This is a genomic window from Pseudomonas sp. GM25 (genome assembly GCF_000282255.1).
In the GTDB taxonomy this organism is placed as follows: Bacteria; Pseudomonadota; Gammaproteobacteria; order Pseudomonadales; family Pseudomonadaceae; genus Aquipseudomonas; species Aquipseudomonas aphyarum.
The window spans coordinates 39,067-57,669 of the sequence record NZ_AKJQ01000041.1 but is presented as its reverse complement, the minus strand read 5'-3'; the positions used below and the strand labels follow the sequence as shown (position 1 = coordinate 57,669).

The following is an 18,603-nucleotide window of genomic DNA, read 5'->3' as shown; positions in this document are numbered from 1 at the left end:
CGGTCAATCTTCCTTGTCTTTGATCAGGTTGCCGGTGGCGGCCTCGAAATGCAGCTCGCGGGCCACGCCGTCGGCCGTCAGCAGCTCGACTTCATAAATGTAGACGTCGTGCTTCTCTTCGAGCTCGGCTTCCAGCAGTTTCGCGCCGGGGTAGCGCTCCATCGCGTTATGCAGCACTTGCTCCAGCGGCAGAATCACGCCTTGCTGGCGCAGGCGCAGGGCTTCGTCCTGATTGAGGTCGCGCGCAAGCGTCACCGAGCAGAATGCAACGAGCGCCAGGGCCAGAAGGCCCGTGGCGCGCATCGATGAATAAGGCAAAAACAATTTCATTAAGTGTCCTGATGGTCCTTGCGCAGCAGCCCGTCGCTTGCGTCCAGTTCCAGCTCCCATTCCACACCTTGCGAGTCTTTCAGCTCGATCTGATACAGGTAAATGCCATAGCGTTTTTCCAGTTCGATATCGATCAGGGTCGAATCCGGATGGCGGGCCATGGCCGTGGCCTTGACGGTTTCAATCGGCACAATGGTACCAGCGTCGATCAGTTTCCGGGCTTCATCTGCGTGCAGGTCGCAGGTATGAGCGCGGTTGGCTGTGAGACCGAACAGCAGGAACGCGATGAACAGGCTCGCGAGGATTTTCATGGAGTTCTCCGTGTGTGGGTGTTGCTTCCTTGGCGGGCACCTTAACGGTGCGAACTTAACTGAAACTGAATGGCCATCATGGGGTCTGCTCCTGCAGCCACGGCAACATGTGCTTATAATCTTTCGCTTGCTAACGATCGAGACCGGTATGACCGCCATTCACATCAAGTTCCCTTCCCTGACCCTCAAGGCCGGCCCCCGGGCCATGGCGCGCATTCGTGCCCAGGGCCTGAACGCCGCCGACGTCGGCACCCTGCCCGGCGCTGCCGGCGGGCCGAAGGCGTTGGGGATTCAGGGGCTGGATCTGGCATTGTTCGGCGAGTGGCTGCCGGCGGCGCCACGCGAGCGTTCGCTGATCGGTGCGTCGGTGGGTTCCTGGCGCTTCGCCAGCGCCTGTCTGCCGGACGCCGCCGAAGGCATTCGCCGTCTCGGTCATCTGTACACCGAGCAGAACTTCAACAAAGGCGTGACCATCGGCGACGTCAGCCGCAGTTCGCAGCGCATGCTCGATGACCTGCTCGACGGGCGCGATGCGCTGCTGCTCGACAACGCCCATTACCGCTTGAACATCATGGTGGTCAAAAGCCATGGCGGGCTGGCGGACGATCATCGCGGCCGGCTCGGGCTGGCGCTGGGTTCGGTGATCGCCGACAACCTGCGGGGCCGCGCGCGGCTGTCGCGGCACTTCGAACGGCTGATCATCCACGACCCGCGCCTGGCGCCGCCGGTGCATGCGCTGAACGATTTCCCGTCGCGCTTCGTCGCCCTTGATGCCGGCAACCTGCGTCAGGCGCTGCTGGCCTCGGGATCGATCCCGATGGTCATGGAAGGCGTGCGCGACCTGCCGGGCGCCGGTGCCGGCACCTTCCGCGACGGCGGTCTGCTCGACTATCACCTCGACCTGCCCTACAGCGGCGACGGCATCGTGCTCTATCCGCACTTCACCGACCGAGTGATTCCGGGCTGGTTCGACAAGACCCTGCCGTGGCGCAAAGCTTCGGTGGAGCGCTTGCAGGACGTGCTGTTGCTCGCGCCGTCGAAGGAATACCTGGCGCGCCTGCCCTACGGCAAACTCCCCGACCGTAACGACTTCAAGCGCTTCATGGGCGATGCGCCGAGCCGGCAGAAATACTGGCGCGCGGCGATGGACGAGAGCCGCCGGCTGGGCGACGAATTCCTTGAACTGACTGCCAATGGTCGCCTCGCCGAGCGCTTGCTGACCCTTTAGTCAGCACAGCCGGGGACAAGCTGGTAAACTCGCCGCCTGCCCGAATTCGCTGCGGCGAACGCCATCTGAACAGAGCTGAAATCACTGTGGAAATTTTCAAAGAGTTCACCTTCGAATCCGCCCACCGCCTGCCCCACGTACCGGACGGCCACAAGTGCGGACGCCTGCACGGTCACTCGTTCAAAGTGGCGATTCACCTGAGCGGCGACCTCGATCCGCACACCGGCTGGATCCGTGATTTCTCCGAGATCAAGGCGATTTTCAAGCCGTTGTACGAGCGTCTGGACCACAACTACCTGAACGACATTCCGGGCCTCGAGAACCCGACCAGCGAAGTGCTGGCCAAATTCATCTGGAATGAATTGAAGCCCCTGCTGCCGGAACTCAGTGCGATCCGTATCCACGAGACCTGCACCAGCGGCTGCATCTATCGCGGCGAGTAATTCCCGCGACACAAAAAAACCACCGAGACCGGTGGTTTTTTTACGCCTATGCTTTTTGGCTCGAACCCGCCAAGAGGACAGGCCCATGACGGACTGGCTGCTGGATCAGGTCTTTGATTTCAACGGGCGACAGATTCGCCACGGGGTGCGCGGCGACGGCCCGCCGCTGGTGTTCGTGCACGGTACGTCCTTCTCTTCCTACGTGTGGCACCGGATCGCGCCGCACTTTTTCGCCACACACCGGGTGCATTACTTCGACCTGCTGGGCTACGGGCAATCCGAGCAACCGGACGCCGATGTCTCCCTCGGCGTGCAGAACGAATTGCTCGCGCAACTGCTGGATCACTGGAATCTGCAACGCCCGGACGTGGTCGCCCACGACTTCGGCGGCGCCACCGTGCTGCGCGCGCATCTGCTCAACGGCAAGGATTACCGCAGCCTGACCCTGATCGACCCGGTGGCGCTGACGCCGTGGGGCTCGCCGTTCGTGCAGCATGTGCGCCAGCATGAAGCGGCGTTCAGCGGCCTGCCGGATTACATCCAGCGCGCCATCGTACCGACCTACATTCGCGGGGCGATCCATCGGGATATTCCCGATGACGAACTGGCGCCCTACGTGCAGCCGTGGCTGGGCGATCCGGGGCAAGCGGCGTTCTACCGGCAGATCGCGCAGATGGATCAGCGCTACACGCTGGAAGCGCAGCCGCTGTACCCGACGATCCGCTGCCCGGTGCAGATTCTCTGGGGTGAAGAGGATCAGTGGATTCCCATCGAACGCGGACGCGAGTTGCACAAGATGATTCCCGGATCGCAGTTTCATCCGATTCCGAATGCCGGGCATCTGGTGCAGGAGGATGCGCCGGAAGCCATCGTTGCTGCTCTGCTGCGGTTCCTCTGATCCAATCCCGTGACCCTGTGGGAACAGCTGCTCCCACTTGGTTCGGTGCAGCGTCCAATGCACTGCTTTCGCGCCGTTCATCCGTACCTCGTCTATAAATACCCGCAACATCGCGTTTGGCACGACCGCTGCAACCTCTTCGCGTCCTCCCCTTTCCAGCAAGGAACGCCCCCATGACGCAAAACGATCCCGGCAACGATTACCCCCTCAGCGAAGTCCCGATGCACGCGCGCAAAGGCCTGGCCTCGACGGCGATGGTGCTGCTGGGGTTCACCTTCTTCACCGCGACCATGTTTGCCGGCGGCAAGCTCGGCGTGGCGTTCAACTTCGGTGAGATGCTCGCCGTCATCGTCATCGGCAACCTGTTGCTCGGCGTGTACGCCGCCGGCCTGGGTTACATCGCCTTCAAGAGCGGGCTGAATTCGGTGCTGATGGGGCGCTTCTGTTTTGGCGAAGTCGGCAGCAAGCTCAGCGACCTGATCCTCGGGTTCACCCAGATCGGCTGGTACGCCTGGGGCACCGCGACGGCGGCGGTGGTGCTCGGCAAGTATTTCGATCTGAACGAAGCCACGGTGCTGGGGCTGATGGTGCTGTTCGGCCTGGTGTTCTGCGCCACGGCGTATGTCGGTTACCGCGGGCTGGAGATTCTGTCGTACATCGCGGTGCCGGCAATGATGTTGCTGCTGATGCTGTCGATGTGGGTCGCGACCGTGAAAGTCGGCGGCCTCGACGGTTTGCTCAGCGTCGTACCCAGCGGCTCGCTGGACTGGTCGACCGCCATCACGCTGGTGTTCGGCACCTTCGTCAGCGGCGCGACCCAGGCCACCAACTGGACGCGATTTTCGCGCTCGGCACGGGTCGCGGTGCTGGCCAGCCTGATCGGTTTTTTCATCGGCAACGGCCTGATGGTGCTGATCGGCGCTTACGGCGCAATCGTCTATCAACAGCCCGACGTGGTCGAAGTGCTGCTGTTGCAAGGCTTCGCCATGGCGGCGATGGCGATGCTGTTGCTGAACATCTGGAGTACCCAGGACAACACCATCTACAACTTCGCCGTCGCCGGCTGCAACCTGCTGCGCACCGGGCGCCGCAAGACCGTGACCCTGGTCGGTGCCGTGATCGGCACGGCGCTCGCACTGCTGGGCATGTACGACATGCTGGTGCCTTACCTGATCCTGCTCGGCACGGTGATTCCGCCGATTGGCGGCGTGATCATGGCGGACTTTTTCTTCCGCTGGCGCGGGCGTTATCCACGTCTGGCCGACGCACGGTTACCGGCGTTCAACTGGCCGGGGCTCGCGGCTTACGCGGCCGGTACCGTCGCGGCGTTCGGCTCGCCGTGGGTCGCGCCGCTGGTCGGCATCGCCGTTGCCGCGTTAACGTATATCGCAGTGACCGGCCTGCTCGGCGCCCGCAACGCGGCCGCCCCTCTACAAGATCTATAAAAGGATTCGCCCGATGCACATCATCAACGCCCGACTGCGCAACCAGGAAGGTCTGCACGAATTGCACCTCGAAGACGGCCTGATCCGCAGCATCGCGCGCCAGACCGAAGCGCCGACCCTGGGCCCCGACGACCTCGACGCCGGCGGCAATCTGGTGGTGCCGCCCTTCGTCGAGCCGCACATTCACCTCGACGCCACCCTGACCGCCGGCGAGCCGCGCTGGAACATGAGCGGCACGCTGTTCGAAGGCATCGAATGCTGGGGCGAGCGCAAGGTCACCATCACCCAGGAAGACACCAAAACCCGGGCCAAGAAAACCATTCAGACCCTCGCCGCCCACGGCATCCAGCACGTGCGCACCCACGTCGACGTCACCGACCCGCAACTCACCGCGCTCAAGGCGATGCTCGAAGTACGCGAGGAAAGCCGTCACCTGATCGACCTGCAAATCGTCGCGTTTCCTCAGGAAGGCATCGAATCGTTCCGCAACGGGCGCGAGCTGATGGAAGAAGCGATCCGCATGGGCGCGGACGTGGTCGGCGGGATCCCGCATTTCGAGTACACCCGCGACCAAGGCGTCAGCTCGGTGAAATTCCTGATGGACCTGGCCGAACGCACCGGTTGCCTGGTGGACGTGCATTGCGACGAAACCGACGACCCGCATTCGCGCTTCCTCGAAGTGCTGGCCGAAGAGGCGCGCAGCCGCGACATGGGCGCCCTCGTGACCGCCAGCCACACCACCGCAATGGGCTCCTACGACAACGCCTACTGCGCCAAACTGTTCCGCCTGCTCGGGCATTCGGGGATCAGTTTTGTCTCCTGCCCGACCGAAAGCATTCACCTGCAAGGGCGCTTCGACAACTTCCCGAAACGCCGCGGCGTGACCCGCGTCAACGAGTTGCTCGAAGCCGGGATGAACGTGTGCTTCGGTCAGGACTCGATCGTCGATCCGTGGTATCCGCTGGGCAACGGCAACATCCTGCGGGTGCTCGAAGCCGGCCTGCACATCTGCCACATGCTCGGTTACCGCAACCTGCAGAGCGCCCTGGACCTGGTCACCGACAACAGCGCCAAGGCCATGCACCTCGGTGAACGCTACGGTCTGGAACAGGGCCGCCCGGCGAACCTGTTGATCCTGTCGGCGGACAGCGATTACGAAGTGATCCGCAGCCAGGGCCTGCCGCTGTATTCGATCCGCAACGGCAAGGTACTGATGAAGCGGCAGATGCCGGTGGTGGAGTTCATGGAGAGTTGAGCGGCGGTTATGGTTCGCAGCGGTTTTATCGCGAAAGGTTAGTGCCGGACTGTCAGATCTGACAGGCGACAAGCGCCGCGGACCGGCCCACAGTAAGTCCCAAGGGATCAATCGTTCCCGGGGGGACGACCATGAAAGGGACTTCACTTTTCTGTCGGGTGCGCCGTGCCGAACAGGCGCACTCGCAGCAGTTCTCCGTCGCGCTCTTCCAGCAGGATCGGCGCGGTTCCGCCGGGCATCACCACCTGCACCTCTCCCGCTGACAACCAACCCACCCGCCACGCCGCACTCGCCACCGCACTAGCGCTGGTGCCCGAGGAAGCGGTCGGCCCCTCGCCCCGTTCGAACACTCGCGCGACGATGCGTTGATCAACGCCGCGCGTCGCCCATTGCAGGTTGACCCCGGCCGGGCATGGCTGGCCGGCGCCGCTGGGCATGGCGTAGGCGATGGCGGTCAGACGGTCCGTCAGCGGCGATTCAAGCATCTGCGCGTTGCTCGGCAATGCGGCTTCATCCTGCACCAGCGTCACGCAGTGCGGATTACCGATACGCACGAACTGGCTGTGCGCCCAGGCAGGATCAAGTTGCGCCAACGGTCGAACACGGCTGACCTCCACACCGTTGAACGGTACCGTTTCAACGCCGAGCGCACCGACCGCTGCCGGGCCGAAACCGGGCTGGCCAAGGTCCAGCCAGAAGCCCTGCACGCCCGCCACTTGCGCCGGCTTGACCGAGGTTGGCACTGGCGATTGCGCGTCGTGTTTATCGTGATGCACCTGCAGCGTCGCCCCCTCCTGCGGCATCAGCCCCTGTTCGAGCAGCGCCTGGGAGAAAATCGTCAGGCCGTTGCCGCTGCGTTCAGCCAGCGTGCCGTCGGTGTTGACGATCAGCAGGTCGAAGGGCGGCGCGGATTGAAACGGGCCGATCAACAGGCCATCGCTGCGATGGGACTTGCTGCCGGCGGGGCGCCGACCTTCGGGCCAATCGCAGCACAGCGCGATGGCAGCGGAGCTCCATGCCTGTCGCGACAGCGCGCACTGCGCGGCGCCCGTTGGTAATTCGATCCCGGCAGCGCGCAGCGCCTGGGGCGACACGACCCCGTAGAGATTGCCTCGTGCATCGTAGAACTGCGTCATGAACCGGCCCTTGTTTTTCCCGTCGACAGGGACGCCACTGTAAATCGCAACGCCCTGCCGACGCGAGCGGGCTCGCTCCCGCGAAAGAGCTGTGCAAGGATGTCCGCTGCTGAAACGTTTTTTGCCAAGGATCGTTATGACCAGCCTCACCCCTCAAGACACGTTCGTTCCCGGACGCCTCGAACAGATGTCCACGCGCATCGCCTTCTTCATTGCCGGGCTCGGCATCGCCGCGTGGGCGCCGCTGGTACCGTACGCCAAGGCGCGGGCCGGTCTCGATGAAGGGACGTTGGGGTTGTTGTTGCTGTGCCTGGGCGTCGGTTCGATTCTGGCGATGCCGCTGGCGGGGATTCTGGCCACCCGGTTTGGCTGCCGTAAAGTGGCCACCGGCGGCACGCTGCTGATCTGTGCAGCATTGCCGTTGCTGGCGACGGTGTCGTCGATCCCGGCATTGATCGCCACGTTGTTCATGTTCGGCGCCGGACTGGGCACGGTGGATTCGACGGTGAACCTGCAAGCGGTGATCGTCGAGCGGGCCAGCGGCAAGAACATGATGTCGGGGTTTCACGGCCTGTTCAGCCTCGGCGGGATCGTCGGCGCGGCGGGCGTGAGCGCCCTGCTCGGTCTCGGGCTGTCGCCACTGGCGGCGATGCTGGTGGTGGTCGTGGTGCTGATCGCGGCGCTGTTCAAGGCGGTGCCGCACATGTTGCCTTACGGCAGTGAAAGCTCGGGGCCGGCCTTCGCAGTGCCCCACGGGATCGTGCTGTTCATCGGCGGGATGTGCTTCATTGTGTTCCTCACCGAAGGCGCAGCGCTGGACTGGAGCGCGGTGTTTCTGGCGCAGGAACGCGGGATCGACACCGCCTATGCAGGATTGGGTTACGCAGCGTTCGCGCTGACCATGACGGCGGGTCGTTTGACCGGTGACCGGATCGTCCGGGCATTGGGTGCGACCCGGATCATTCTGTTTGGCGGTCTGCTGGCGGCGGCGGGATTGTTTCTGGCGACCTTCGCCCCGAGCTGGCAAGCCGCGCTGCTCGGTTATGCGCTGGTCGGTGCCGGCTGTTCGAACATCGTGCCGGTGCTGTACACGGCGGTGGGCAAGCAGACGGTGATGCCGGAAAGCATCGCCGTCCCGGCAATCACTACGCTGGGTTATGCAGGGATTCTGGCAGGGCCGGCGGTGATCGGATTTGTCGCCCACGCCAGCAGTTTGAGTTTTGCCTTCGGGCTGATGGCGACATTGCTGGTGGCGGTGGCCATCGGTGGGAAGGCGCTCAAGGTCTGAGAAACATCTTCTAAGCGCCACCCGAAACGAACCCGCTCCCACAAGATACATGCGATCCCTGTGGGAGCTGCGGTTCGACGATTCGACTTGCCCGCGATGAAGCCACCTCGGTCTATCAGAAACCGACGCTGGCCTGCACGAAGAACGTCCGTGGCGTGCCCACGTAGATCCCCGAGTTGTTGTCGCTGGAGCGGGTGAAGTACTGCTTGTCGAAGATGTTTTTCACCCCGGCGCCGAGCTTCAGGTTCGAGAGCTGCGAGCCGAAGTCATAGCCGCCACGCACGTTCCAGGTCACGTAGCCCGGAATGTCGCCGTACTGCCCGTCTGCCGTGCCTTCGGTGATGTAGTTGCCGTTGAAGCTACCGTCGGCGTTCACACCTGTACCGGGGGCGCGCTGCTTGGACTGGGCGAAACCGTCGATGTTGTAGGTCCAGCGGTTGATGTCGTAACGCAGGCCGACGGTCGCCACCTGACGCGAGTAATACGGCAGATCACGGCCCTTGAAGCCAGGAATCTCGCCTTCGTACGTGGCGCGGGTGTAGGTGAAACCGGCGTTGGCGGTCAGGCCGTCGAGGCGTGGATCGAGCGCCGCCATGTCGTAGTGCACCGACGCTTCGACACCCTGGTGTTTGGTCGCGCCGAGGTTGGTCCAGCCCACGTCGTTGCTGACGTATTGCAGCTCATCGTCGAAGTCGATGTAGAACAGCGTCACTTCCCCGCCCCACACGTCATCGTTGTAGCGCGTGCCGATTTCGTAGGTCTTGGCTTTTTCCGGTTCCAGACCGTTGGCAGTCTGGTCACCCGAGCCGCCCTGGCCGAGCTGGAAGTATTGCAGGCTGCCGAACGACGTCTCGTAGTTGGCGAACAGCTTCCACGCATCGGACAGGTGATACATCACGCTCAGGGCTGGCAGCGGCTCGTTGCTTTCGATGCTGCGGTTTTTCTCCGGGACGCGTTTGCCGGCGGTGTCGAGTACGGCGCGGTCATGCCAGTCGGTGCTGATGTGTTCGAAGCGAATGCCCGGGGTCACGGTCCAGTTGCCAACGTCGATCTTGTTGTCGATGTAGACCGAGTTGGCCTCGGTGCCACCGGTGCGATCCTGGAACACGTGACCGTCGGAGGTCTTGGTGACCACCGGCACATTGTTGACCAGCGCCAGACGGCTCGACTGCTCGTGCATCGCCTCTTTCAAATAACGGTAACCGACGCTGACTTCCTGAGTGGTCGGGCCTACGTCAAACACACGCGAAACGCGCGGCTCGATGCCCAGCGTGTAGTAAGAACGCGGAAACGAGCTGAGGGTTTTCTGATCGCGGGCGGCGATGGTGCTGCCGCGAAAACTGTCGGAATAGTAGGTCAGCACTTCCGCCTGGGTGCGCTCGTCGATCTGCCGGATCCACTTGAACGACACGTCCTTGCGGCGGCCGCTGAAGCCGTCGTAGTCGCGATCGGACTGGAACGGTTTGTCGTCGTACTGCTTCTGCGTCAGGCCGCCGGGCATGTCGGCGCTGGCGTCGTAGTAATGGAAGTTGAGGCTGAAATCGTCCTGATCGGTTGGTGCCCAGTGGGTCTTGAGGATCACGTCGTCGATGTCGTTGCCGTTATTGCGCTCGCGGTAGCCGTTGCCGTTGACGCCCGAGTACAACAGCGCCATGCCGATACCGTTGTCGGCAGTGCCGCCAAGGAATGCGGTGTCGATGTGTTTCCAGCCACCGTGCTGCGAGGTTTCCAGGGTCGTGCCGATTTCACCGGTGGTTTTTTCCGGGATCGCGCGGGTCACGAAGTTGATCACACCGCCGACGTTCTGCGGCCCGTAACGCACGGAGCCGGCACCACGGACCACGTCGATGCTGTCGAGGTTGCCGGAAGAAATCGGCGCCATCGACAGTTGAGGCTGACCATACGGGGCGAACGCGGCCGGCACGCCGTCGATCAATACGGTGGAGCGCGGCGACAGACGCGACGTCAAACCCCGCACGCCGACGTTCAGCGAAATATCGCTGCCGCCGGTGCCGTTGGCTTCCTGCACCTGCACGCCCGGCACGCGACGCAGTACGTCGCCGACGTTCATCGCGCCCTGCTCGACCATCGCTTCGCGGCGGATCACGGTGCGCGCGCCGGGGTGGTTCTGCACCACGGCGGCGTTGGCGTCGCCGAGCCAGTCGCCGACCACTTTGATGTCGGTCACGCCCAGTTCCAGCGGGCCATTGGCGGCGGAAGTCGGGGCTGGGGACAGCGTCACCGAGCCTTCATTGATCTGATAATCCAGACCGCTGCCTTGCAGCAATTGGCGCAGGGCCTGTTCCGGGGAGAGATTGCCGTCCACCGCCGGCGCCTGTTTGCCGGCGACCAGGTCCGGGCTGAAAAACACCTGCAACGAGGTTTGCTGGCCCAATTCGCTCAGGGCCTGACCCAGCGGCTGGGCGCGGATGTGAATGGCTTCGGCGGCGAAAGCCATCGGCACAGCGGCGTTGACCGCCAGCGCGAGCGCCAGCGGCAACCAAGGGGATTTTTTGTTTTTGGCGGTGGAGTTTTTCACGTCGAACGGAGTCCTGTGGATCGCAAGAGTGTGCGGCTGTTAATGCAAACCAGTTGCAGTTGAACAGGAAGACGACGAACTCGAAAAAAACCTGAATTTTATTTTGAAATTATTTCCTGGCTGCCGTCGGCAAGGGTGCGCACGGCCACCGGAAGGATGCTTGGCAAGGCCTTGAGCAAGGCATCGGTATTGTCGGATTTGAACACGCTGGTCAGGCGCAAATTGGCGACGGTCGGGTTGGCGACTTTCAGCGGCTTGTCGCGATAACGCGACACTTCCTCGGCGACTTCGCTGAGGCTGGCGTTGTTGAACACCAGTTTGCCGCTGCGCCAGGCCGTCAGTTCCGCCGGGTTGACCGCATAGGCCGGCGCCACTTTGCCCTGGGCATCGATCCGTGTGCCGAGGCCGGCAGTGAGGCTGATGAAATCGGCCTCGGCCGCATCACGGCCCTGCACTTTGACCGTGCCCTGCTCCACCGCGACCCGGGTCTGCGTCACATCGCGGCGCACATCGAAACGAGTGCCGGTCACCGTGACCTTGCCGCTGCCGGCCTCGACCACGAACGGGCGGGACGTGTCGTGCTCGACACTGAACATCGCTTCGCCTTCGGTCAATTCGATGAGCCGCCGATCCTTCTCGAAACGCACCTGCAAACGGCTGCGGCTGTTGAGGTCGATCACCGAACCATCCGGCAACGCCACATGTTTGCGCTCGCCGAGGGCAGTGGCGAATTCGGCGCTGTAACCTTGCGGGTGATTCAGGCCGCTGAACAGCCCGAGCCCGAGCGCCACCGCGACCACGCTCGCCGCCACGGCATAACGCAACAACGGACGGCGTTCGCGCCGCGCCGGCGGGGTTTCGCACAAAGCTTTAAGCCGTGGCGCCGGCAGCAGATCCGCCGCCGTCCACAAGCCTTGCAGCAACTGGAATTCGTCACGGTGCTGGGGATGTTCGTTCAGCCACGCGTCGAAGCGCTGCTGATCGTCGACACTGACGGCCGGCTCCTGCAAACGCACAAACCAGCGTGCCGCGTCATCGCGCACCGTTGTTTGCCCGCACGCGCAATCACGAGTATCCATCATGGAATGTCCTGTTTGGCTGGGGATGAAAAGACGCCACGGCTCATGATTGCGCCCCGTCCAGGCGATCACGCAGATGCCGCAGGGTGCGGATCATATACTTTTCCACCATGTTCTTGGACAGGCCCAGGCGTTCGGCGATTTCCGCCTGGGTCAGGCCTTCGATCTTCTGCCAGACGAAAATCCGTCGGCAGTTGACCGGAAGCTCCGTGAGCGCCCGTTCGATGGAATCGGCCAGCTGGATCGCATGCATGTAATGCTCCGGATCGCCGGTCGGCGACTCACTGAGATCGATCGCCTCCGACTCCATGGCGCCCCGGCGGTCCTCACGCCGATAGCCGTCCACCGCGATGTTGCGCGCGGTCTGGTGCAGATACGCCCGGGGTTGCTGCACCGCCGACGAATCGGATTCGAGCACCCGCACAAAGGTGTCGTGCGCCAGATCCTCGGCCTGCGAGCGATTGCGCAGGCGACGGGTCCAGGTGCCGATCAACTCTTCGTAATGCTCGAGAAAGCCGGGTCTGCGGGGCAGCATGGGGATCATTGCGGCGTGCTGAGGAAAGGGCTGCGAATAGTAATTCTTCTTATTAAGGCGAAGCAATGGATTCCTCGGGAATGCCGACTGTTGGATCTCTTGGCTGCGGAACAGTTGGACGCGCTCTTATCCTGTAGCGGGCAGCCGCCAAGTTGCTATCGCTACTCCAGAATCATCAGGCCGATGAGATTTCGCACCGTTCTAACGGAATCCCGATAGAACGAGGCATGGTTCTGGTCGACGACATAGAAATCACTCAATGTGGATTCAACCGGCGGACGCAACACAACTAAATTCTGTGTCAGCCTGATCTACATCACCAAGGCGATGAACATCGAACTGGCCGCCGAGCGCTACGTGCCAGCCTTGCAGGCGTTGCCGAGCAGGTCATGCAACGCCTCGAAGAATGTACGCCGCGTTACCAGGGCGCCAGCTTCAGTCTCTCCGGCATCTTGCGTATCTGACCATCTGCGTGGCTTCGCGCAATCGGCTTCCCATCCCCGTCGAAGGCCTGCACGGCCAGTTCCGCCGTCACCGGATCCAGGTCGATCCGGCAGAAGTTGTCATCCTGGCAGAAGCCCCACGCCCTGTAGTGCAAGGTGCCCTGGGTCGGACTGATGGTGAAGCCATCCTGGGTAGCCGCAGCGCGTGAATCGTGGACGTAGCCAGCGGGGTCGCCATCGGCAAAAGCAAACGGCCAATAAAATGCGGAGGAGACAATGGAATAAGCCTTGAGCGCCGCAGCGGGAGCCGAGAACTCCAGTTGTGCCACGCTGGAGCAATGGATGTCTCCGGAGAGGAAGATCACGTTCTGCACGTTCCCGTCCACCATTGTTTGCAGAATCCGCCGGCGCGAGTTGGGAAAACACGGCCACGAATCATCTTTTTCCTTGTGTTTATCACTGAGCAATGTGTCCACCCCGTTTGGCAGGAAGACGCTGGAAGATACGATGAACTTCGGCACATTGCCGCGGGTTTGCTGCATGTGCGTCAACCACGCGCACACCCGATCCAACTGGCTCGGCTCGTTGGGATCAAGAGATGGCCGGCCCAGCAGGTGATTGTCGGCCAGCCCCGGCAGGTCGGCGAGAAAACGCTGGGTGCGGGTGTCGAGGACAAAGAAAGGGTAGCCGGCGCAAACGAAGTCGTAGAACAGGTTCAGCGTACCCATGCGCTTGAGCGCGGCTGGCGCGCCGTACGCAGGGTCGTTTACGTAACTGTCGATGAAGCGCGGTCCGTGACTCCACTGGTAACTCATGTAGGCACCAATGGCCAGATTGAAAAGCATCCTTTTGGCGTTGCTATTGTGCAGGCGATCCTGTGACCAGTTGTCCTCGATTTCGTGGTCATCCAGGATCATGTAGGTTGGCACGCGACTCAACAGCTTGCGCATGTTCCGCGACCCGAACGCAGTATGGTAGCGCTCCTGAAACTCGTCGTAGGTATCAGCGAGGCCGATTGGCACCAGGCGATTGAACATGTCCGAATAGATCTGATCCCCAACCATGAGTGACAGGTTGACCGGCCTTGCCTCGTGCTGCTCGAGCATGGGGCGAAAGATGCGGTCTGCCTCCTTGCGCTTCCATAGCCATCCTGGATAACGGCACGAGCCCAGCAGAAAACTGAGTGGGGATGCGGCTTGTCCTGGCGCCGGCTGCGTGGTGAACGTAGCTTCGGCAAACGCCTCGCCCAAACCATCTTCGAGATTCAACTTGTCCGCCCATACGGACGCGGATGGGAGCTTGGATGCAATCTCCTCGCTGGTTACGTTGCTGTCATTGGGATACGCGTCATCCAGATTCAGCGACGCCATGCGCACGGTGTAGGTGGTGGCGGGATTGAGCGTGTAAGGCTGCAGTAGCTTTTGCTCTGCCGCATCCTTCCAGAGGGACTTGTCTATGCCGAGATTCAACGTGCCGGTACGGTCGTATTCGCGGGGCAGGCGAAAATAGAAAATATCGCCCGGCTTTACCTTGCCGTTATTTCCTACGACACCTAGTACCCCAATGGAGCGAACCTCTTCATCGAGTTCCTTGCGATCGAGGCAATCCGAGGCGGCAATCCAAAGCCGGCACGAACGATAGGTAGTGTGTCCCACGATGGGACCGAGTGCTGGAGCGCGAAGCGTACTCATGGGCGATCATCCTTTTTGGCGGTCTTGTGCACACTGTCGGGTGAATATTCTGGTCGGTTTCTTGATCAGCCTGGCTGAAGGTTGAGTCTGGCAATTGTCATGGTGCTTTATCCTCACAGTGGTTAACGTCGATGATGCTCAACCAGGGACACTGATCGGGTTTCTTTCTCCGCAATCCGGTGTTCCGGCGACTCGGTTTCGGGTAACTCCACTTCGCTCAACGGGAACGGCATGACCATCGGGATGTTGTTGAATCGAGTACTTATACGGGTGAGCATCTGCAGTTCTTTCTGGGCTCTGAGCAGCTGCGGCGGCTTGCTCAGGTCATTGCCGAAGAAATCTTCCCAATGCCCGATGAGCAGCTTGCGCGGATGCAAATAGCGCAGCAGTGCGTCGGGATATTGCGAGACTTCGGTGGTGGAGGCGGCACACATGATCATCACGTCGACCGCCTTGCCATCCGCAATCAAGGGTGGGAAACCGAAGGGCGGATTGCTCGCAGAGTCCTGATAATGAATACGGTAGACAGGCCTGCCAGCGTCATCGAGCAGGTCAATCAGAAACGCCAGGGTGGTGCCCTCTTTCCAGTTGCGGACATACACAGGTAGCGTCTTCAAGTCTTCGTAATAGCTGCCCTTGAGGAAATCCATCCCCGCAAAGTGGGGCGCATGCTGGCTCTGGATGGCCATGAAGCGCACGTGGCCCACCGTGGTCCACTGATCTGGATTGGCCTGGTAGCATCTGGGCGTGGTGCAGTGCACGCGATACATCTTCTGCTCCACGTTGACGAACCTGTGCTTCAGGTGCAATTTCGGCACGGCAAGGATGTGGCCGGCCGTTCTGTTGCCGTAGGCAATCGCGTCGGGCGCGTAGCGCTGCATGATTATTGGAACATCGAGCAAGTGGTCATAGTGTGCATGGCCAATCAGAAGCACTTTGACGTTCTTCACGTCCGGCAGGTAATCGGCGATGCGCTGCTCATTCGCGCGAACGAAGATAGGCGGTACGCTCGGATTACTGAAGGATGGTGCAAGCAGCAGGCCTTCGTCGTGCCAGTTGAGTAGCCAGCCGCCTACGCCGAGATAGGTGATCTTCGGCTTGGTCAGCTCATGTGCGTCGCTCATTGGCTCTGTGTCACACTCCTTTCGTGTGGAGCGATCCTGAGCACAGTCCACCTGGTCGGGAGTGAGATCCTTGGCGCAGCCCGCAAGACATAGCAGCATCAGCACAATGACCAGGCGCATCGCCAATCCTCCCTGTAAAACCCGAACATCAGTACAGCCATTGCACGCTAGTTTACTTTTCGCGGCACCGCTATATCGCGCCGGCTTCTAAATAGAAATAACGCAATCGATTGAAATAGCGTTATTGCAGATCTCTAAAAGCGCTCCATAGAAAATTCAAACAGTTAAAACCACAGCCAGCTAGTGCAATTAGACACCTCCACAACCTAGTGCTAACGTCAGCGGTAATCGGTCCATCCTTCTTCATGAAGGCTTATTCAATATCGAAGGTTTATTTCTGTTCGCGGAATAAAAAAAGCGACCAGTGTTGCGCGTACGTGACAGTCTTTATTACCGTTTTCATTTCAGAGGTGATCAAAGAACATGGCCGTTGCTCTCCCTGAACCCGATCATCTGGCAGGCTCGGTCAAACGAGCCAAGCTTCTGTTGGCATTCGCTGCGCAAGCCGGAATTCCAATCCCCGACGATGACTTGAAAGCGGTACTTGAAGCAGAACAAGCGCTCGAAAAGGGAGAATTGAAGCTTGACCAGGAAGCAGCATTTTGGACCTCGCTGTCGAAACTGGCCGTCGCTGTGCGGCCAGTGACCATCGCCAGCCTTCAGGACACGGAGTTGGTTACCGGAAGATCATTGATCGGTTTGTTTACCAATCGGGCCAGCAAATATGTCGCGTGGGGGTCGATGGCCACTTTGTTGCTGATACTCTGCGTACAAGTTCAGGCGGTACAACTTTCCTCTCGCATTCAAGGCTTTGATGACCTGGTTGCGAAGAATAAGGCCTCCAATGACAGCGTATTCAAACTCTGGGGGGAAAGTCAGAACGCGATCCTGGTTATAAAATCACTGGATCCTAAAACCGATGTGTCCGATCAAAATGCAGCCGAGGCAAAAGGGACTGCTGCCTACTCTGCCTTTGCTGCAGCCTATTACCAGAATCGGGCAATAAAATCGGCACGCGCCTCAGCCGCCAGCTTGCTGGATTTCTCCCGAACATTCTGGATGGCGACATTTTTTAAGGAACCTCCCGGTACAGATAAGTCTCCTCCCAATGACACTATCCCTCCCATGGTGTCTATCTATGAACTCACATCGTTGCTAGGCGAGTCCGTTGATGAATATCGTCCTCGCCAACAGGCGCAAAACCAATACGACATTCTCTATCGCCTGCTCCTGCCAGCGTTGTATGGCTTGCTGGGTAGCTGCGTGTTTGTATTGCGTTCGGTCAGCTCACAATTGGAGACGTTTACATTCACTTGGACACGGCGCCTGCTTGGGTCGGCAAGATTGGCTCTCGGACCCATCCTGGGCATAGCGTCCCTGGTGTTGATAGACCCTTCGAAGACGGACGCCCTGAGCAATTTACCTCAGATCGGGATCGCGTTGATTGCCGGGTACTCGGTAGACCTGGTATTGAACTTCATGGACAGGATCACGGGGGCTTTCGGGCAGCCATCTTCAACACAATTTCCATCAGGCAAGCCCTAGGTTCTGTACGAACAACGATGTCGCAAGTTAGTATCGATTACTTGCGCTGACTCCAGATTGGAATTCTAAAGTCGGGAAATTCAGCATCAGTAAAGACGTTTAGCAAGTCCGGCTCAAAAATGGAGTTTTTCTCTGCCCATTCCCTTAATGCCAACTGGCCAGCTTGAGTTAAAAATATATTTTTGATACTCAAGGGCAGCGGATCTTCTACATCACTTTTAAGGTTTCCTTCCTCAAAGTAATTATTGAGATAGCGGAGAACTATCGTGACGTCCTCATCATCAAGTTCTCGAAGGGCTCTCTCGGTATGTTGTGCCTTTGCCAACTCTGCCTGCGAATTCGCCAGCTGGATTTCGAGGTTTGCTTTGTCGATCGTCTCTCTCGCGACTGCGGCCTCACCTTCAAGGATTTTCTTTTCCAGGACGAGCTTGTCATTCTCGTTCTGCAACCGAACAGCGTCGTTTTGAAGTGTGCGTTGCTTATCGGTGTCTCGCCAGTACCAAAGTAAAAAAGCTATAGGTGCGGGAAACAGCAACGTGCCAAGACCTTTAAACAACTCAATTTCATTGATTGAACTGGCGAACGAAACTACTTCTTTCTGAAAGTGAAAGAGCAGTGCCACCTCAGCGAAGAAAACAGCCAGGATTGCAAGTGGTCTACGCACGTTCTGCTCCGCTCGTACTATCAATGGTTGTCATAATCCGATGAGACGCGGAGCCTTGATGCTTTGCGCCCCAACATCACTCATTCGATCGGGCAACTGTCGTGGCCAATGCATCATCAACTCGTTTCATATCTCCGCACACGGCGATGCAAACAGCCATCACACGCTCCTGGGTGATCGCCTTGATCGCAAGCTGCCCGCTTGAGTAATTTGTATAGCCCACTACCCCATTCGCCACCGATGGACTTTCTGAATAATCGAACAGTTTGCACAGCGCCTCGCGTCGATCTGAACGGCTGCCCCAGTACGAACGCGGGAACGAAAGAACATCCTCCGGCTTGCGGCGGAAAGCGAGCACATCGATAAAATTTCCATCCGTACCGCGATGCTGGAACACCAACGTTCCGGAATTCGACTTACCTACCGGCTTGAGGCCTTGCTCGAGGAGGTAATCGAAAATCGCCCTGAATCTGCGGCCAGGTATGTCGTCCGTCGCGAAGGCCGAGACGATTTGATCTGTTACCGTTGGCTGGAGCATAAGCTAAGGTCCTCAAGTGTCTCAATAATCGATCAGGGGCTTTTCCTCTGT

17 protein-coding genes are annotated in these 18,603 nt (G+C 60.1%); 7 read left to right on the top strand and 10 right to left on the bottom strand.

Features of this window, described 5'->3' with window-relative positions:
* Positions 1-3 precede the first annotated feature (3 nt).
* Complete coding sequence (locus tag PMI24_RS16860) at positions 4-330, bottom strand: PepSY domain-containing protein (protein WP_007955948.1); 327 nt, start codon at positions 328-330, stop codon at positions 4-6.
* The gene (locus tag PMI24_RS16855; RefSeq protein ID WP_007955946.1) at positions 330-641 is read right to left on the bottom strand and encodes a PepSY domain-containing protein; all 312 of its coding nucleotides are present in this window, start codon (positions 639-641) and stop codon (positions 330-332) included. Before PMI24_RS16855 ends, PMI24_RS16860 begins: the two co-directional genes overlap by 1 nt.
* 148 nt (positions 642-789) lie before the next feature.
* Between PMI24_RS16855 and PMI24_RS16850 the strand changes: the two genes are divergently transcribed.
* The 5 genes from PMI24_RS16850 to codA all read left to right on the top strand — a co-directional run bounded on the left by PMI24_RS16850 (position 790) and on the right by codA (position 5,910).
* Positions 790-1,869: a hypothetical protein gene (locus PMI24_RS16850; protein ID WP_007955943.1), complete on the top strand. Its 1,080-nt coding sequence runs from the start codon at positions 790-792 to the stop codon at positions 1,867-1,869.
* Between the two features lie 86 nt (positions 1,870-1,955).
* Positions 1,956-2,312 carry a 6-carboxytetrahydropterin synthase QueD gene (queD, locus tag PMI24_RS16845; RefSeq protein ID WP_007955941.1) on the top strand — a complete coding sequence of 119 codons (357 nt, stop codon included), beginning with the start codon at positions 1,956-1,958 and terminating at the stop codon, positions 2,310-2,312.
* Between the two features lie 85 nt (positions 2,313-2,397).
* Complete coding sequence (locus PMI24_RS16840; protein WP_007955940.1) at positions 2,398-3,210, top strand: alpha/beta fold hydrolase; 813 nt, start codon at positions 2,398-2,400, stop codon at positions 3,208-3,210.
* 173 nt (positions 3,211-3,383) lie between these two features.
* On the top strand, positions 3,384-4,655 hold the full coding sequence (gene codB, locus PMI24_RS16835; RefSeq protein WP_007955938.1) for a cytosine permease: 1,272 nt from the start codon (positions 3,384-3,386) through the stop codon (positions 4,653-4,655).
* Positions 4,656-4,668: 13 nt separating this feature from the next.
* Positions 4,669-5,910 (top strand): cytosine deaminase, encoded by a 1,242-nt coding sequence (gene codA, locus PMI24_RS16830; RefSeq protein ID WP_007955931.1) that lies wholly within the window; start codon positions 4,669-4,671, stop codon positions 5,908-5,910.
* A 143-nt stretch (positions 5,911-6,053) separates the two neighbouring features.
* Here the strand turns inward: codA and PMI24_RS16825 are convergent, their stop codons facing one another.
* Entirely contained in the window at positions 6,054-7,046 is a 993-nt protein-coding gene (locus PMI24_RS16825) for a diaminopimelate epimerase (RefSeq protein ID WP_007955929.1), read from the bottom strand.
* A 136-nt stretch (positions 7,047-7,182) separates the two neighbouring features.
* Here PMI24_RS16825 and PMI24_RS16820 point away from each other — a divergent pair, with 136 nt between their 5' ends.
* Positions 7,183-8,334, top strand: a complete 1,152-nt coding sequence (locus PMI24_RS16820) for an MFS transporter (protein WP_007955928.1) — start codon at positions 7,183-7,185, stop codon at positions 8,332-8,334.
* A gap of 115 nt (positions 8,335-8,449) precedes the next feature.
* Here the strand turns inward: PMI24_RS16820 and PMI24_RS16815 are convergent, their stop codons facing one another.
* From PMI24_RS16815 to PMI24_RS16795, 5 genes are all read right to left on the bottom strand, one after another.
* Positions 8,450-10,873: a TonB-dependent siderophore receptor gene (locus PMI24_RS16815; RefSeq protein WP_007955926.1), complete on the bottom strand. Its 2,424-nt coding sequence runs from the start codon at positions 10,871-10,873 to the stop codon at positions 8,450-8,452.
* 98 nt (positions 10,874-10,971) lie between these two features.
* Complete coding sequence (locus PMI24_RS16810; protein ID WP_007955922.1) at positions 10,972-11,955, bottom strand: FecR family protein; 984 nt, start codon at positions 11,953-11,955, stop codon at positions 10,972-10,974.
* A gap of 40 nt (positions 11,956-11,995) precedes the next feature.
* Positions 11,996-12,496, bottom strand: coding sequence for a sigma-70 family RNA polymerase sigma factor (locus PMI24_RS16805; RefSeq protein ID WP_045121794.1), 501 nt, complete (start codon positions 12,494-12,496; stop codon positions 11,996-11,998).
* Positions 12,497-12,905: 409 nt separating this feature from the next.
* Positions 12,906-14,621, bottom strand: a complete 1,716-nt coding sequence (locus tag PMI24_RS16800; protein WP_007955919.1) for an alkaline phosphatase D family protein — start codon at positions 14,619-14,621, stop codon at positions 12,906-12,908.
* A 122-nt stretch (positions 14,622-14,743) separates the two neighbouring features.
* A complete protein-coding gene (locus PMI24_RS16795) occupies positions 14,744-15,865 on the bottom strand; it encodes an MBL fold metallo-hydrolase (protein ID WP_007955918.1) in 1,122 nt (373 codons plus the stop codon).
* Positions 15,866-16,228: 363 nt separating this feature from the next.
* On the opposite strand from PMI24_RS16795, the gene PMI24_RS16790 reads away from it, so the two are divergent.
* Complete coding sequence (locus PMI24_RS16790) at positions 16,229-17,350, top strand: hypothetical protein (protein WP_007955917.1); 1,122 nt, start codon at positions 16,229-16,231, stop codon at positions 17,348-17,350.
* A 37-nt stretch (positions 17,351-17,387) separates the two neighbouring features.
* Here the strand turns inward: PMI24_RS16790 and PMI24_RS16785 are convergent, their stop codons facing one another.
* A complete protein-coding gene (locus tag PMI24_RS16785) occupies positions 17,388-18,014 on the bottom strand; it encodes a hypothetical protein (protein WP_007955916.1) in 627 nt (208 codons plus the stop codon).
* A 76-nt stretch (positions 18,015-18,090) separates the two neighbouring features.
* Positions 18,091-18,552: a hypothetical protein gene (locus PMI24_RS16780; RefSeq protein ID WP_007955915.1), complete on the bottom strand. Its 462-nt coding sequence runs from the start codon at positions 18,550-18,552 to the stop codon at positions 18,091-18,093.
* Positions 18,553-18,603 lie beyond the last annotated feature (51 nt).